Source organism: Candidatus Limnocylindrales bacterium (assembly GCA_035571835.1).
GTDB lineage: Bacteria > Desulfobacterota > Binatia > UBA1149 > CAITLU01 > DATNBU01.
This window is the reverse complement of the sequence record DATNBU010000025.1, coordinates 34,345-48,250: the sequence shown is the minus strand read 5'-3', so window position 1 is coordinate 48,250 and position 13,906 is coordinate 34,345. Positions and strand designations below refer to the sequence as shown.

The following is a 13,906-nucleotide window of genomic DNA, read 5'->3' as shown; positions in this document are numbered from 1 at the left end:
AGAAAATGTTCCGAGTGTGCACTTTCGGGACAAGCTACATTGCTAAGGAGGTCGGAAAGTTTTTCACGCTGATTCGGGTACAAACCTCAATATTCGCTGAGCCGTCGCGTCATGGGATATTGAGCTTGCAGAATAACCCCGGCGATTCGTTTTCAACTCTAGCAATCCCGGCGATGCGGCGCGAAGACGCTGCCCTCGTCACATACGTAGTCCGCCCGACGCAACGACCGTCTCTCCGCTGATGAAATCCGATTCCGGCAGACAGAACAGATAGATCGCCCCGGCGGCTTCCTCGACGGTCCCGGAGCGCCCGAGAGGCGTAATCGCTTTCATCACTTCCGCCTGCGCGGCGCCTACTCCCACCTTAACGCTGCGCTCGCCGATCGCGATCTGCGGGATGTCCTTCTCGAACGTCTGCGTGAGGCGCGTCTCGATGAATCCGAACGCGACGCAGTTGACCGTCACGTTGTAACGCCCCCAGTCCTTCGCGAGCGATCTTGTCATTCCGACCAGCGCCGACTTGGCCGCCGAATAGCTGAACTGCGTCGCCTCACCGAACAGACCGGAGATCGACGATACGTTCACCACCTTGCGCGCCTGGACGGACTGCCCGCTCATGGACATCTCGCGAAAGTGACGGCCGGCGGCACGCAGCAGCCGGAACGGCGCCGTCGCGTGCACGTCGATCATCGCGTACCACTGCTCGTCGGTGTGACTCGCGATGCGCGAGTTCCAGATGTACCCGGCATTGTTGACGACGATGTGCAGCTCGCCGAAACACTCGAGGCAGCTTGCGACGGCGCGATCGCCGAAGTCGGTCGCTGTCACGTCTCCCGGAAATACTTCGCAGCGTCCTCCGGCCTGCTCGACGTCGGACTTCAGCCCGGCAAGTCGCTCGGCGTCCAGATCGTTGGCCAGAACCGCCGCTCCGCTGGATGCCAGCTTGAGCACGGTGGCTCGGCCGATGCCCTGCGCAGCGCCGGTAACGATCGCGACGCGGCCGTCGAGACTTCGGGTACTCACAAGCCTTTCTCCTTCCATTCCTCGATGCCCTCGACCATCACGCCGCTTGCCGCCTTGGGATTGATCAGCCAACGCGCTTGCTCCGCATTGCCCACCGGCGGCCGCTCGAGAATCGCAAGACCGGTCTCGCGCAGCGCCTGCCCGCTTGCGGCAACGTCGTCCGTGACCAGCGCGAGGTGATAGAAGCCCTCGCCGCTTCTGGCGAGACGACGCGCCACGGGATTGGTCATGTCGGACTGGTCGACGGGCTCCATGAGCTCGATGCTCATTTCGCCGAGATTGCCGGACAACGAGAGGAAGACGCTGCGGATCCCCTCCTCCTTGAAGTGCGCCTCGGCGCACTGCCGGAAGCCGAGCCTGTCACGCCAGACAAGCAGCGCCTGCTCGATACTCGCCACGACGATTCCGATGTGACTGATACGGTTGAACATGGCCGACTCCTTGCGCGGGATGCTCCCTGCTCTCGCGGATGCCGGTGGGCTGCCGGATCCCGGGTCAGCCACCGAACGTCTCATCGCAGTCCAGGCAGTGATAGAAGGTGGTGCCGCCGACCTCAGTGATGGTATCGACGTTGGTGCTTGCGCAAACTCGACACGTTGGCATCTTCGTAGCCCTCCATGGCTGCTGCTTCTTCAGGATGCGCTGCGATCAGCCTTCGAGCGCATACGTGACCACCGGCTCGCGAAATCCCCGCACCTCGGTCGCCGGCATCTCGCGCAGGACGAAGCGCGGATCGAGGCAGTCGCGCATCTCCGCAGTCACGAGAATGTCGACGCCGTGCTGCCTTGTCAGGTGCTCGACCCTCGCCGCAAGATTGACGGCCGAGCCGATCACGGTGAACTCCGTCAGATAATCGTTGCCGATCACTCCCGCGATGACCGGGCCGCGATGAATCCCGATCCCGACGGCAAGCGGAGTAAAGCCGCGGGAAGCCAGTTCGCGATTCAGGCTCGCCAGCTCGGCGCGCATCGCAAGCGCAGCATCGGCGGCGTCGTTGGCCTGCCACGGGTTGCCTTCGTGTGCGCCGAACAGCGCGAGCAGACCGTCACCGATGAACTTGGAGACGTGGCCGTGATGGGCCACGAGTACCCGGCTCGCGCGTGCGAAATAATCGTTGAGCACGTCGACGAGGACCGCGGGGTCGGTTCGTTCGGCCAGTGCGCTCGAGCCGACCAGGTCGGCGAACAGAATCGTCACGTCCTTGCGCGCGGCGTCCGGTGCTTTGTCTCCGGCGGCGATGCGATCGACGACGGCACTCGGCGCGAAGCGAGAGAATGCAGCCTGCAGCCGCTCGAGCTCGCGTGTCGCCGTGTCGAGCGCGCCGCGCAGTCGCCTGCGAAGGCGCCGTTCGCGCGCCCACGCGACGCCGACAGCAACCAAAAGGAGTATCGCCGCAGCGACGACGACGCTCACGCCAGCACGACCTCGAGCCGGCACACGGCGTTCGCCAGCGAAGTCACCCCGATGACGTCGATGTACTGCTCCGGCGCCAGCACCTCGCACAGAGCGCGCGCGCTGCGCTGCACGAGGGCGGGCTTGTACCGGATCGTATCGCGCGCGAAGCGTGCGACGGCGACTTCGGCATCGCTCATGCCGGGCGCCGTCAGATTCGCCAGCGCCGACTGCACCTGCGCGTCGTCCATACCGGCCCGGACCAGCAGCGCGTGCGCTTCGCGTTCGGCGACGGATGCTCCGAGACCGTGAGCAATGACCGCAAAGCACAGCGCGCGCGTGCGTTCGCTGAGTGCCGGCGACTGCCATGCTTCGGACAGCACCGCGGCAAACGGCCTCGCGATCGAAAGATCACGAAGGGCATCGATCAGGTAGGGGAACGGCGTCGAGCCCAGGTCGAGCGCCGAATCGTCGACGCGGCTGGTCGACGGACGTCGCATCTTCCATGCGATCGCCGGCCGCAGCAGTCGCATCCACCACGCGTCGAGCAGGTGTTCGACTTCGACCAGCGGGAGCGCAGGGAGCGTCGCGAGCCGGTTGTAATAGGTATGGCAGGCCGCGACGAACGCGATTTCCTGGATGCGGCCGCGAGCGCGCCCGGCGGAGACGAGTCTCCGGCACTCGTCCGCGGGAATCGGATCCGCTCGCGACACGCTGCGCGCGAACGCGAGGTCGTCCTTGAGGTCGGGGTCGGATGCAACGAGCAGCTCCTGCTCGAGGCCGCTGACGACGTTGTCGGGCACGCCGATGAACTTGAGCACGCTCCGGTTGGCGGCGTAACAGAACCGGCACGAGTTGTCCTGGCTGACGACGAGCGCGATGAAGCGCGCGGTCTGCAGGTCGATGTGCTGGAGCGGCAGAAGGCTTTCGTCGAAGCGCACGAACGCGCGCATGATCCACGGGCAGCGGCTGAAGTAGCGCGTCGGGGGCGGAGTGATGCCGAGCATCCTGCGGACCCAGCGTTCGAGCTCGGGATCGACGTGCGGCTCGAGGGTGCAACTCTCCCATTCGACGTCTGTCAGCGTGTCCATCGCCGCGATCAGGCCGCCCGCTCGCGGATCGACCACTTCATCGGCGCGCGCTTGATGCCGCCGACGAACGACGAGCGTGCGCGATCGACCGGTCCCGTCAGCTCGGCATGCTCGAGCCGCTCGGCCAGATGCCGGAAGGCGGTACGCAACTCGAGGCGCGCGAGGTGCGCGCCGAGGCAGACGTGCTCGCCGCGGCCGAAGCCGACATGGTCGTTCGGATGGCGGTCGATGCGGAACACGTCGCCGTCGGGAAACACTTCCTCGTCGCGATTGGCGGACGGATACACGAGGCAGCACGGCTGGCCCGCGCGAATCGTCTTGCCGCGCAGCACGTAGTCCTGGGTCGGAGTGCGCGCGAACTGGATGACCGGCGTCGTCCAGCGCACGATTTCCTCGACGGCCGAGTCGAGAAGCTCGGGGTTCTTGCGCAGCTTCTCCCATTCATGCGGGTTCTCGAGAAACGCGATCATGCCTCCGGTCATCGCGTTGCGCGTGGTTTCGTTGCCGGCGGCGACCAGAAGGAAGTAGTACGACAGCAGCTCGAAGTCGGGCAGCGGGTCACCCTGCACGGTGCCGTTGGCGACCGTGCTGACGATGTCGCTGGTGGGAGTTTTCCGGCGCTCGTCCGACATCGTCTTGAAGTACGTGAACAGCTCGACGCGTGCCTTCTCGAACGTCTCGCCCGGACGGCCCGTCTGGAACTCCGGATCCTCGGGCGCGATCACCTCGTTGGTCCAACGAAACAGCAGCGGCCGGTCGGCCGGCGGAACTCCGAGCATGTCGGCGATCACGCCGATCGTGATCGGCGCGGAGATGTCAGCAACGAAATCGCCAGACCCCTTCGCGGCGGCGGCGTCGAGAGTCTCGCAGGTAAGCTCGTCGACGTGCGGCGCGAGCCCCGTCACGGTACGCGGCGTGAACTGCTTGGCCGACACGCGCCGGTACTCGCCGTGGTCGGGCGGATCCATGTTGAGCAGCGAGCGCGGCCTCGTGGGCGGATCCTCGCGGCGCGGAAACATCGCAAGGCGCGGCTCGATCTTGAAAATCTCGGGCTGCTTCGAAAGCTCGATCACGTCGCGATGCTTCGTGATGACCCAGAACGGATCGACGTCGGAACGCACGTCGTACCAGTGCACGGGAGAATGCCTGCGCAGGTACTTCCACTCGCGGTGCGGATAGCCGTTGGCCACGTAGTGGTCGGCGCCGAAGATATCGATCGTGGACAGGTCGAACTCGGATTCGGACATCGCTCGGGTACCTCGTCCGCGTGCGGGGCCTGTTGGTCAGCGCCGCACCGCCCGGGGACGATAGCGACCGGCCTTCGCCAACGCGAAACGACGATCGCAAACCGGATTCTTCTCGGCTTCTCATCGAACTCTAATCCCATCACGCGAAACTGTCGTCGACGCGAGGTTTGAGACGTGGCTGCCTGCAGGGCAGCGCAGGCAAGGGAGCATGGTGAACGCGATGGAGACTGGGCGGTCGCGGGCATCGACTATCGCTCGCCGGCCGCAAGCGGATGCATCTTGTCGCGCGAAGCGTCCTCGCCCCACATCACCTTGACGAGAAGGCGTCGAAGCTCGCGCAGCTCTTTAGCGCTGAGCGCCTTCCACTGCTCGCGGTGGAGCGCGCGGATCCGGCGCGTGAGCCGCAGGAAGACGTCGCGGCCGGCGTCGGTCACTCGCACCAGGACGACGCGGCGGTCGGCAGGCGACGCAAGGCGCTCGATATAGCCGAGAGACGTCAATCGATCGGCCAGGCGCGTGGCATCCGAAGCGCGGTTCAGATGGCCGTCGATCACCGTTCCCATCGGTACACCTTCCGGCTCCTCGCGCTGCGAAAGGAACCACAGCACGGTGAAATGCGACATCGTGATCTGCTCTTCACGGCACAGCTGCTCGACTTCGGCAGTCAGCCGGCCCGACGCGAGGAACAGATTGATGAACGCCTCGCGCGCGAGCTTGTCGGCAGGCGATTCGAGCAGGCGTTTCGCCTTAGCCGGCATGGCGCATCTCCGTCACGAGCTCGCTGTATGCCCGCGGCGCGATGGCATGGTCGAGCGTGCGATCGAGCACCCCGGCAAACGCGGCGCGCAGCTCGGCGAGCGCGTCATTCGCAGCACCGAGCGAGCGCCACGCCACGAAACGATCGGGGCGCACGAGCACTGCGCCTCCCGCTGCGATCTCGCGCCGGCGCAGCCAGTGGCAGCAGACATCGAGCAGGTCGCCGTCGAGATGGCCGATGCGCACCACGTCGAGCGGAAGTCCGTGCGCATCGCCAAGTGCCTCGCCGGCTTCGCACCACTCCGCACCTTCTTCGCCGGCAATGAGCAGGAACCGGCCGGGACGCACGAGATCGAGCGTGGACAACCGCCTCCCCTCGTCGTCCTCGATCCATGCATGCGGAAGCGGATGCCCGGGGCACGTGCTCGGCTCGTAGAGACGCACGTCGTCCAGCGCTGCGCGCGCGGCAGTGCCGTCCGGCACGACGGCAGTCGAATCGTACGTGTAGCCGTATTCGACGACGTGCTCGCGGAACTCCATCGACTGCGAGGCGATCGCATTTCGAACCGCGCGGCGGTGCGCAGCGTCCTCGGGACGGCCGCTCCACAGGCGACGGAGCCGCGCCCAGTTTTCTTCCGCGGAAGCAGAGGCCATCAGGCCGAGTTTTTCACCGATCACCATGTGGTTGTACGCGTTCTCGAGCGAGCGCTGCACGTTGCGCGCGTCGACCGGTTTGCGCTCGGCTTCGTAGCTTTCGAGCAGCCGCGGGCCGGCGTGACCGCGCAGCACGGCAGCCAGTTTCCAGCAAAGATTGTGCGCGTCGTGCATGCCGCTCGTAAGGCCGAGACCTCCGGTCGGCGGATGGCGATGCGCCGCGTCGCCGACCATGAACACGCGGCCGACCTGGAAGCTCGACGCCACGACGCCTTCCATGGACCAGCGCGAAACCTTGTGCACGTCGACCGGGTGATCGCCGATGCCGAGGGCTTCGCGCATGTCGGCGATGACTTTTGCATCATCGAGCGCGCGCGGATCGTCGGTGGCGTAGTTGATGTGGAAGACCCACTCTTCGGATTCGGGTCCCCAGTGATCGGGCCCCATGGGCACAAGTACGGCCAGCGCGCCGCGCTCGGGAACCCAGATCCAGCGGATGAGCACGTCGTCGTCGCGGGCCCACTTCGACAGATCGGCGGACAGATGAATCGAAACTTCGTTCTGGATGCCGCGCGCGCCTTCGAACTCGACGCCGCACATCGGACCGATCGTGCGGCCCGCATCGCATGCGAGCACGTACTGCGCGCGCACGCGGTACTCGCTGCCGGCATTCCTGTCGAGGATCGTCGCGGTAGCGCCGCGTTCGTCCTGCACGAGGCTCGTCACTTCGTGGTGGAAATGAACGCGCCCGGGGGCAAGCTCTTCCGCGCGACGCTTGAGGATCGGCTCGAGACGGATCTGCGGAAGATTCGACTGCCGGCGCGGACTTGCGGCCATCCAGTCGATGTCGGTGTAGCCGGCACCCCAGCAGTCCATCTTCATCAGCATGCGGCCATGATCGGCGCCGGGGCCGGCGAAGCCTGCGTAGAACGCGGTGGCCTTCATGTTGGCGGGCGGCGTACCACGTTCGTAGATCTCTTCGGCCAGCCCGACATCGCCCATGATTTCCATGGCGCGCTGGTTGAGCACGTGCGCTTTCGGAAGGCTCGACGTGGTCGGCAGGGAGCTTGCGAGCCAGGTTTCCACGCCGAGTTGCGAAAGGAGCATCGACGCAGTCAGGCCGGCTCCGCCGCCGCCGACGATGAGGACGGGAACTTCGAGGTCACGGGCCATGGAAGATACCTCCGGGCCGCCGGTCGCGGCAGCCGGGGGACGGTGTACACCCGGGAATATATTCGTGTCAACAAATATCGGCGCGCCGGATAATTCCGTTCGACTATCGGGGCATACGGGCCGCCCGCCGGATTGTCCCGGACGAGCGCTCGGGCTCAGTGGATGGAGACGGAATCGACGTGAAACGCGGCGTTCCGCCGCGGGACGCGCGACTCCTTTCCCGAATTCCAGTGATACGCGTTGTGCCAGAGGTTGAAGAGCAGCGGCGCGGCAATCGACGGGATCGTCTCGTTCGCTGCGCCCGTCAGCGTCCACAGCGTGCGGAAGCCTGCACCGTCGCCGAGGTCGATCGAATATTCGACCGCGCCCGCCGACCACGCGAAGCGATACGTTGCGAACGCGCGCCACGCGCGAAACCTGCGCGCGCTCCACGCGAGCGGCTGGGCCTCGACGAGATCGTAGCTGCCCTCGCCTCCCGGCGGCGTCTCCCACACGCGGCCGCTTCGCAGATCAACCTTGCGCGTCGTCTTGCGGAACGTCTCGACGCCGCCTTCGTACTGGTACTCGGTCCAGACGCTCATGTAGATCGTGCTCGGCTCGGCGGCGAGAAGCTCGATGTCGATTTCGTGGTTGTCGATGATGCCGTCGAAGTCGTGATCGGCGCCGTCGTTGAAGTACGTGAAGAACGCCGAGACGAGGCCGGTTGCATGGCTCGCCTTCGGCGTGCGAAGGCGGGCTTCGTATGTGCCGTATCCGGCAGGCGTGGCGGTTTCGATTTCGGTCGCGAAGGCCGGCCCGCTGTCTTCCGGTGCGGTCTCGCCCGGGAACACGAGCTCGAGGACGTTGCCGTCGACCGCATCCTCGTCGGCAACCGGAGCCGATACTGACGAGCCCGGCTCTTCGGTCCTCGGCGCGCTCCAGGTCGCCGACAGCGGCGCGGAGAAATCGTCGTCGAGAGCGAACGCGGCTGCCGGAAGCGCCATCGGCGTGAGCGCCAGGAGCGCCAGCGTCGGCGCCAAACCGCACAGTCGGCAGAGGATGCTGATTCGTCGCGCCGTTGTCATGGCCCGGCATCTTGTGCTGTCGCGCGCGTCGTTGCGAGGGGCGAAAATAACATTTCGAGGGAAATCACCTGGTTACGAAAATGTACCTGTCCCCTTTTTCTGCTACGGATCCGGGATGAATTACGAACGGATCCTTTACGAGACCCGCGGCGACGTTGCGCTCATCACGCTGAACCGTCCCGACAAGCTGAACGCGTGGACGCCGGCGATGGCCGAGGAACAGGCCGATGCGATCGCGTGCGCGAACGCCGACCGTTCGATCGGCGCGATCGTGATGACCGGCGCGGGGCGCGGCTTCTGCGCAGGCGCCGACATGGCCGAGACGTTTCAGAAACGCATCAGCGGCCAGGATCCGGGAGCAAACACGCAGGCCGGACAGGGCGGCATGCCGGCAGGCATCGACTGGGTGCGGCTGTGCCGCGAGTCGAAGCCGCTCGTCGCCGCCGTCAACGGCGCGGCCGTCGGCATAGGCATGACGATGATCCTTCCGTTCGACGTCATCGTTGCGTGCGAGAAGGCGAAGTTCGGCATGCTGTTCATCAAGGTCGGGCTTGTGCCGGAGCTTGCGAGCACTCGCCTTCTGGTCGCCCGTGTCGGGCTCGGTAAGGCGAGCGAGCTCTGTCTTTCCGGCCGACTTTGCGCAGGAGCGGAGGCGGCGGAGATCGGGCTTGCCGATCGCCTCGCCTCGCCGGGGACCGTGGTCGACGAAGCGCTCGAGCTCGCGCGCCAGATCGCGTCCAACCCCGACCCTCAGCTTCGCATGACGAAAGCGCTGCTGACGCGCAACGCTTCGGAGACCGATCTCGATCTCGTGCAGGCGCTCGAGAGCGCGATGCTGCGCGAGTGCTGGAAAAGTGCCGAGCACGCGGAGGCCGTTTCCGCATTTCTCGAAAAGCGGCCTCCGCGATTTCGTTAGCAGCCGGCTCAGCCCTGCTGGATCGGCATCGAGCCGATGTAGTCCATCTTGCCGAGCGTGACGCCGTTATGGCGCAGAATCGCGTACGCCATCGTCACGTGGAAGAAGAAATTCGGAATCGCCATGTGCGCGAAGTAATCGTCGCCGCGCATCCATGCGCCGCCGAGCCACGGCGGCGCGACCTTGCGCTCTTCGGCGCCCTCATAGTTCTTCTCCGCGACGGCTTCGACGGTCTTGATGCAGCTGGCAATGCGCTGCTTCAGCTCGCCGAACGTGCGCTCGGTATCGGGATGCGGCACCAGCGGCTGACCGCCGAGGTAAAGCGCAGTGTATTTCGCCTGGTCGCACGCGGCCTGGACCTGCTTGACGAACGTGAACTGGTCCGGCGCAAGCCGTGCATCGATGAGGACATCCACGTCGAAGGATTTTTCCTTCGCGTGCGCCTCGGCCTTCTCCATCCACCGTACGAGATTGTTCAGGGTCTTCGTGAAAATCTGGATCCCGTCGAAATGCGTCATTGCTCGCTCCTCTGCCGCTGATGCGGCGGCGGGGCACTCTGGCACGACGCAGGGACGTCACAAATCCGCAGCGCGCGCCGGAACGCGCCGGCGCGAGCGCCCGGACTCCGCGCAATCGATCTGGCAGGAAGTGACGCTCGACTGGCAGAAATGGCGGAGCCGGTCGAAGGTCCCGGCTCCGCGATTCCAGCAATGACGAACGTGCGCGCTTAAGGCGACGGCGGCAACGTCGTGCTCGTGGTGCCCGTCGTCGACAGATCCGACAGGTCCACGAACGCACTTCCGACGAGCGCTTCGATGCTGTCGGCGTTGTCGACCGGCGTGCACGTCATCACGCTTTCGATCTTGGTGAACGCCGCCGAGAACTTGCCGGACGCATCCGCGAGGCAGCCTGCAGCCGGTGTGACGTCCGCCGATTCCTTCGCGGAAGCGGCGTAGCACTTGCCGAACGACTGGCACACCTTGGCCACCGCCTTCAGCTTCTTGGCCGCGCAGACCCCACCGGTCCGGAAAACGAGCTCTCCGTTGGCGACGTCATCGGCAAGACCACCGAGGCGCTCCCAGATCGAAGCACTGAGGCGAGTGTGCTCGCAGCCGCCGGCCGCCTCGGCCTTGTCGAGGTCGGCGAGCAGCGTCACGAGCGTGTCGCTCATGCAGATCATGTCGACCGGCATGCCGCCCTTGGCGCTGGGCCCGTAGCACTTCTTGAAAATCGTCGAGCAGGCCTTGCCGGCCGCCCCGAGCTCTGCTGCCCGGCACTTCTCCGCATCGCCTGCGGACGCGCCGGTTGCGAGACTTCCGAGAAACCCAAGACAAACTGCCAGGAAAAATACGCGTTTCGCGTACGAATGAACCATTTGGCTATCACCTCCCCTGATGATGGCCAAGAACTAGCAAAAGCGAGGCGGGATGGTCAATAGTTTTAGGGGATACAAAGTGTCTTTTATGTGTAGTACGTCACGCTCGGGAAACGGGGACAGACACGGATCCGAAAGACCCGTGCCCGTCCCCGGTGCGGAAAGAGCTTATTGTCCGCGGGCTTTGAACCGCCGCCCGTCGTTGCGCGAAGCGTCTGTGAAGCGGCTCTCCCAGCATCCGCCGCCGCTCGCCTGCAGCTGGACAGTCAACGGCAGCGCAGTCAGCGGGAGCTCCGGGATCGCCAGCAATGCGCCGCGAGCACCGGCGGCAATGCCTGCCTCGGAGTCTTCACCGGGCTCGAGCCGGAGACTGGTCAGGCCGGACGGCCCGGAGGTCGAGCTTCGGTAGGACAGGCCGCGGCGACCCTGCTCCCAGCACGATTCGCCGATCTCGAGGCAGATCGGCTCGGACAGCGCCGAAGCTTCGACGATCTGCTGGCCGGTGCTGTCGTACACACAGACAGCGTAGCTCGTGCTCGCCATCGGATCTCCGAAGTCGTTCGCGCTCGTCGCGGCGCCGTCGCCCCAGCTCCACGTCAGCCTGTTTCCGTCTTCGCGCGCGCCGCGAACCATCGTCATGCGGGAAGCGCCGGAGCGAAGGCTCCCGCGGCAGCCGCTGCGAGGCGCGCTCGAGCACGCCTGTCCGGCGCTGATCACATACGTGTGCTCTCCCGCGGCGACCGGAAGTACCGCACCGTCCGCGTCGACCGATGCGCCGCTTACCGCGACATCGTCCTCGCGTACCTGGCTGCCGGCCGCGAACACGCCGTCGAGCGAAACCGACGACGCGCCGTCGGCGTTGGTATGCACGACGAGAGCGCGCGATCCGTTGAGGCCCGCGCGTGCGACGTCGATGTGCACCGATGCGAGATTGGTCAGCGTCAGGTCGAGCCGGTTCTCGGTCGCGATCGCCGGTGCATCGTTCCACGAACGGTTGAGCTCGACGTACGAAATCGGTCCGACCGTGCCTGCGCCGCTGCCCGCAACGCTTTCCGGATCGCCGACACCGAACGCATGGCTGAACGCGTCGACGACGCCCTTGGATGTCAGGCCCGCACTCGTGTCCGCAAGAGTGAGCGCCGAGACCCAGTACGCATGATCGTGCACGAGACCGAGCGCGGCATCGTCGCTTGCCGGAACGTAGGCGAACGTGACGTGCACCGGGTTGCGATCGACCGCAGCGTCGCCGAGAAATTCGGCCGCCATCGGGAAGTCGTCGAGCACCGCCAGCGCGAGGTGGTCGCACGGAGCGAAGACGAGGAAGCGGAAGCGGTAGCCGAGCTGGTCGAAACCGCGCACACCGCTTGCCGGATCGCCGATGTTCTGTGCGCGCGGGCCGACGAGCGGAACGAGCTCGTCGGTGCTGGCGGCAAGATTCAGGTACGGAACGTTGCGTGCATTCTCGAGCCACAGATTGGTCAGCGTCGCATCGGCGGGCTCGGGGTTGCTCGTGAAATCGTCGCCGCGATAGCTGCCCGTCGGCGGTGCGGGCGGCAGCCAGATGCCTTCGGCCGGAGGGCCGACCTGCGAGAACGCCTTCGCGAACAGGTCCGGATACAGCGTGCCGAGCCGGTATGTCGCGTAGCCGCCCATCGAGTAGCCGCTGATCGCCATGCGGTCGGGATCGAGATTGAAGCGGCGCGCAACGTCGTTCCACATTTCGAAGACGTCGTACTCGGCTTCGTGCTGGTACCAGCCGTCGTCGCCGCGCGACAGCGACGTCGCCACCAGGCTGCCGCGCTGCTCGCCGATCTGCTGCGTCATGTTGAGGCCGTTGTACTGCCAGTAGTGCTCGCCCAGCGAATGCAGGTTGAGCATGAACGGTGACGGCGTACCGGCGACATACGTCGTCGGAACGTAGAGCGAGTACGGCTGCAGCTGTCCGCGATAGCCGGGGAAGTCGTTGAGGTCCCGCCCTTCGCCGACCACGAGTCGGCTCGGGAACATGCGCACCTGTGTCCCGCTGGCCGGTACGCTCGACCAGCTCGCGTGCGCGTCGAGCATCGAGAAGTCGATGTCGTGCGCATACGTCGTCGGCGCGTGGCTTCGGATGGCGACCGCCTGATCACTGTCCGGCGGAGTGTCTGCGCTGAGCACGGCTTCATCGAAGCGGAAGCCGAGATTGAAGATGCCCGACGGTAGCGGGTCGAGCGGACCCGCGCCGCCTGGCGTCGTCGCACTGGCCTCGACGAACGGCTTCAGCCAGCCGCCGGTTGCCGGATCGTAAAGTCCTGTTGCAATCGTCGCGCGCCAGATGCCGTGCGGATCGGAGACCGAGCGCGGAACGACGACCGTAATCTGGTTGGCTTCGAGATCCACGCTCGCTGCAAGTGGAGTCGTCGTCCAGCCGAGCATTGTCTGGCGCGAGTATTCGGCACCGGCGCCCCAGATCGTCAGCACTTCGTCGGTTCCGGGAAACGACGCGCCGGGGTCGCGAGGAAGCGTTGCCGCACCGGTCAGTGCATTGCGATCCGAATCGAACGCGAGCGTGACGATGGTGCTGTCGGCGACCAGCAGCGTGTTGAGGGTAATGCGGTATGCGACGTCGGTTTCGGTCGCGGCGATGCGCAGCTCGACGAGATCGGCCGAATTGTTTCCGTAACGGGCAACATCGGTCGGATAGCTGATGTCGCCGGTCTGCTCGGACAACGGGTGTGCGCCTTTGCCGTCGGTATCGCTGCCGTAGTCGTCGTACAGGAAGTCCTGGTAGAGGTACTCGCCGTCGGCGTAGGCCTCGTTGCCGGAAACCAGAAGCGGCGCCGCCTTGAAGCGCGGATCGCGGTTTTCGAGCTGCGGGGCCGCCGGCGCCGCGGAATAGAGGACGTCGGGTCCCGGCCGTGCGCCGCTCGCGACCGCCGGCAGCGAATCCTCGGGCAGGCCGCCCCGGGCGACCGCCGGCACAATGGCCAGAGCCGCGGCCGCCAGCACCGCACGAGCTGCGCGAGGCTCGCGAAAACACTGAAGAAACCGGACGGAGGACTGACGGAAGGCGCCTCTCCAGGCCATGACTCGCTCCTTTTCAGCGACCGGACCGGCCGTGACAGCCGATCGGCGGGGACCGCTACCTACAAAGCTGTATGCAACTGAATCTACCGGTCGGTCCGGAGGCCAGCAACGGGGTTTGCCGGCCCGGCCGCATGGGCAGAAATCGGGGT

General features: G+C 65.7%; 12 protein-coding genes. 1 reads left to right on the top strand and 11 read right to left on the bottom strand.

Features of this window, described 5'->3' with window-relative positions; translation table 11 throughout:
* Positions 1 to 198: 198 nt before the first annotated feature.
* The 8 genes from VN634_10390 to VN634_10355 form a co-directional block, all read right to left on the bottom strand.
* Complete coding sequence (locus VN634_10390; protein ID HXC51281.1) at positions 199 to 1,023, bottom strand: SDR family oxidoreductase; 825 nt, start codon at positions 1,021 to 1,023, stop codon at positions 199 to 201.
* Positions 1,020 to 1,454, bottom strand: a complete 435-nt coding sequence (locus tag VN634_10385) for a VOC family protein (GenBank protein ID HXC51280.1) — start codon at positions 1,452 to 1,454, stop codon at positions 1,020 to 1,022. The genes VN634_10390 and VN634_10385 overlap by 4 nt, the downstream gene beginning before the upstream one ends.
* A 217-nt stretch (positions 1,455 to 1,671) precedes the next feature.
* Positions 1,672 to 2,436, bottom strand: a complete 765-nt coding sequence (locus VN634_10380; protein HXC51279.1) for an adenylate/guanylate cyclase domain-containing protein — start codon at positions 2,434 to 2,436, stop codon at positions 1,672 to 1,674.
* On the bottom strand, positions 2,433 to 3,506 hold the full coding sequence (locus VN634_10375; protein ID HXC51278.1) for a hypothetical protein: 1,074 nt from the start codon (positions 3,504 to 3,506) through the stop codon (positions 2,433 to 2,435). The genes VN634_10380 and VN634_10375 overlap by 4 nt, the downstream gene beginning before the upstream one ends.
* A gap of 8 nt (positions 3,507 to 3,514) precedes the next feature.
* Complete coding sequence (locus VN634_10370; GenBank protein ID HXC51277.1) at positions 3,515 to 4,753, bottom strand: cytochrome P450; 1,239 nt, start codon at positions 4,751 to 4,753, stop codon at positions 3,515 to 3,517.
* Between the two features lie 248 nt (positions 4,754 to 5,001).
* The gene (locus tag VN634_10365; GenBank protein HXC51276.1) at positions 5,002 to 5,511 is read right to left on the bottom strand and encodes a MarR family transcriptional regulator; all 510 of its coding nucleotides are present in this window, start codon (positions 5,509 to 5,511) and stop codon (positions 5,002 to 5,004) included.
* Complete coding sequence (locus VN634_10360; protein HXC51275.1) at positions 5,501 to 7,336, bottom strand: FAD-dependent monooxygenase; 1,836 nt, start codon at positions 7,334 to 7,336, stop codon at positions 5,501 to 5,503. The genes VN634_10365 and VN634_10360 overlap by 11 nt, the downstream gene beginning before the upstream one ends.
* A 155-nt stretch (positions 7,337 to 7,491) precedes the next feature.
* Entirely contained in the window at positions 7,492 to 8,400 is a 909-nt protein-coding gene (locus VN634_10355; GenBank protein ID HXC51274.1) for a glycoside hydrolase family 16 protein, read from the bottom strand.
* Between the two features lie 115 nt (positions 8,401 to 8,515).
* Here VN634_10355 and VN634_10350 point away from each other — a divergent pair, with 115 nt between their 5' ends.
* Positions 8,516 to 9,316 carry an enoyl-CoA hydratase-related protein gene (locus tag VN634_10350; GenBank protein HXC51273.1) on the top strand — a complete coding sequence of 267 codons (801 nt, stop codon included), beginning with the start codon at positions 8,516 to 8,518 and terminating at the stop codon, positions 9,314 to 9,316.
* 8 nt (positions 9,317 to 9,324) lie between these two features.
* Here the strand turns inward: VN634_10350 and VN634_10345 are convergent, their stop codons facing one another.
* From VN634_10345 to VN634_10335, 3 genes are all read right to left on the bottom strand, one after another.
* The gene (locus VN634_10345) at positions 9,325 to 9,834 is read right to left on the bottom strand and encodes a DUF1993 domain-containing protein (GenBank protein ID HXC51272.1); all 510 of its coding nucleotides are present in this window, start codon (positions 9,832 to 9,834) and stop codon (positions 9,325 to 9,327) included.
* Between the two features lie 209 nt (positions 9,835 to 10,043).
* Positions 10,044 to 10,691, bottom strand: a complete 648-nt coding sequence (locus VN634_10340; protein ID HXC51271.1) for a hypothetical protein — start codon at positions 10,689 to 10,691, stop codon at positions 10,044 to 10,046.
* A 168-nt stretch (positions 10,692 to 10,859) separates the two neighbouring features.
* Positions 10,860 to 13,757: a prolyl oligopeptidase family serine peptidase gene (locus VN634_10335; protein HXC51270.1), complete on the bottom strand. Its 2,898-nt coding sequence runs from the start codon at positions 13,755 to 13,757 to the stop codon at positions 10,860 to 10,862.
* Between the last annotated feature and the right edge of the window lie 149 nt (positions 13,758 to 13,906).

Bases quoted from the DNA above. Each gene is read 5' to 3' on its own strand.
- VN634_10350 (HXC51273.1), top strand. From the start codon at position 8,516: ATGAATTACGAACGGATCCTTTACGAGACCCGCGGCGACGTTGCGCTC.
- VN634_10375 (HXC51278.1), bottom strand. From the start codon at position 3,506: ATGGACACGCTGACAGACGTCGAATGGGAGAGTTGCACCCTCGAGCCG.
- VN634_10385 (HXC51280.1), bottom strand. From the start codon at position 1,454: ATGTTCAACCGTATCAGTCACATCGGAATCGTCGTGGCGAGTATCGAG.
- VN634_10355 (HXC51274.1), bottom strand. From the start codon at position 8,400: ATGACAACGGCGCGACGAATCAGCATCCTCTGCCGACTGTGCGGTTTG.
- VN634_10365 (HXC51276.1), bottom strand. From the start codon at position 5,511: ATGCCGGCTAAGGCGAAACGCCTGCTCGAATCGCCTGCCGACAAGCTC.
- VN634_10360 (HXC51275.1), bottom strand. From the start codon at position 7,336: ATGGCCCGTGACCTCGAAGTTCCCGTCCTCATCGTCGGCGGCGGCGGA.
- VN634_10345 (HXC51272.1), bottom strand. From the start codon at position 9,834: ATGACGCATTTCGACGGGATCCAGATTTTCACGAAGACCCTGAACAAT.
- VN634_10340 (HXC51271.1), bottom strand. From the start codon at position 10,691: ATGGTTCATTCGTACGCGAAACGCGTATTTTTCCTGGCAGTTTGTCTT.
- VN634_10335 (HXC51270.1), bottom strand. From the start codon at position 13,757: ATGGCCTGGAGAGGCGCCTTCCGTCAGTCCTCCGTCCGGTTTCTTCAG.
- VN634_10370 (HXC51277.1), bottom strand. From the start codon at position 4,753: ATGTCCGAATCCGAGTTCGACCTGTCCACGATCGATATCTTCGGCGCC.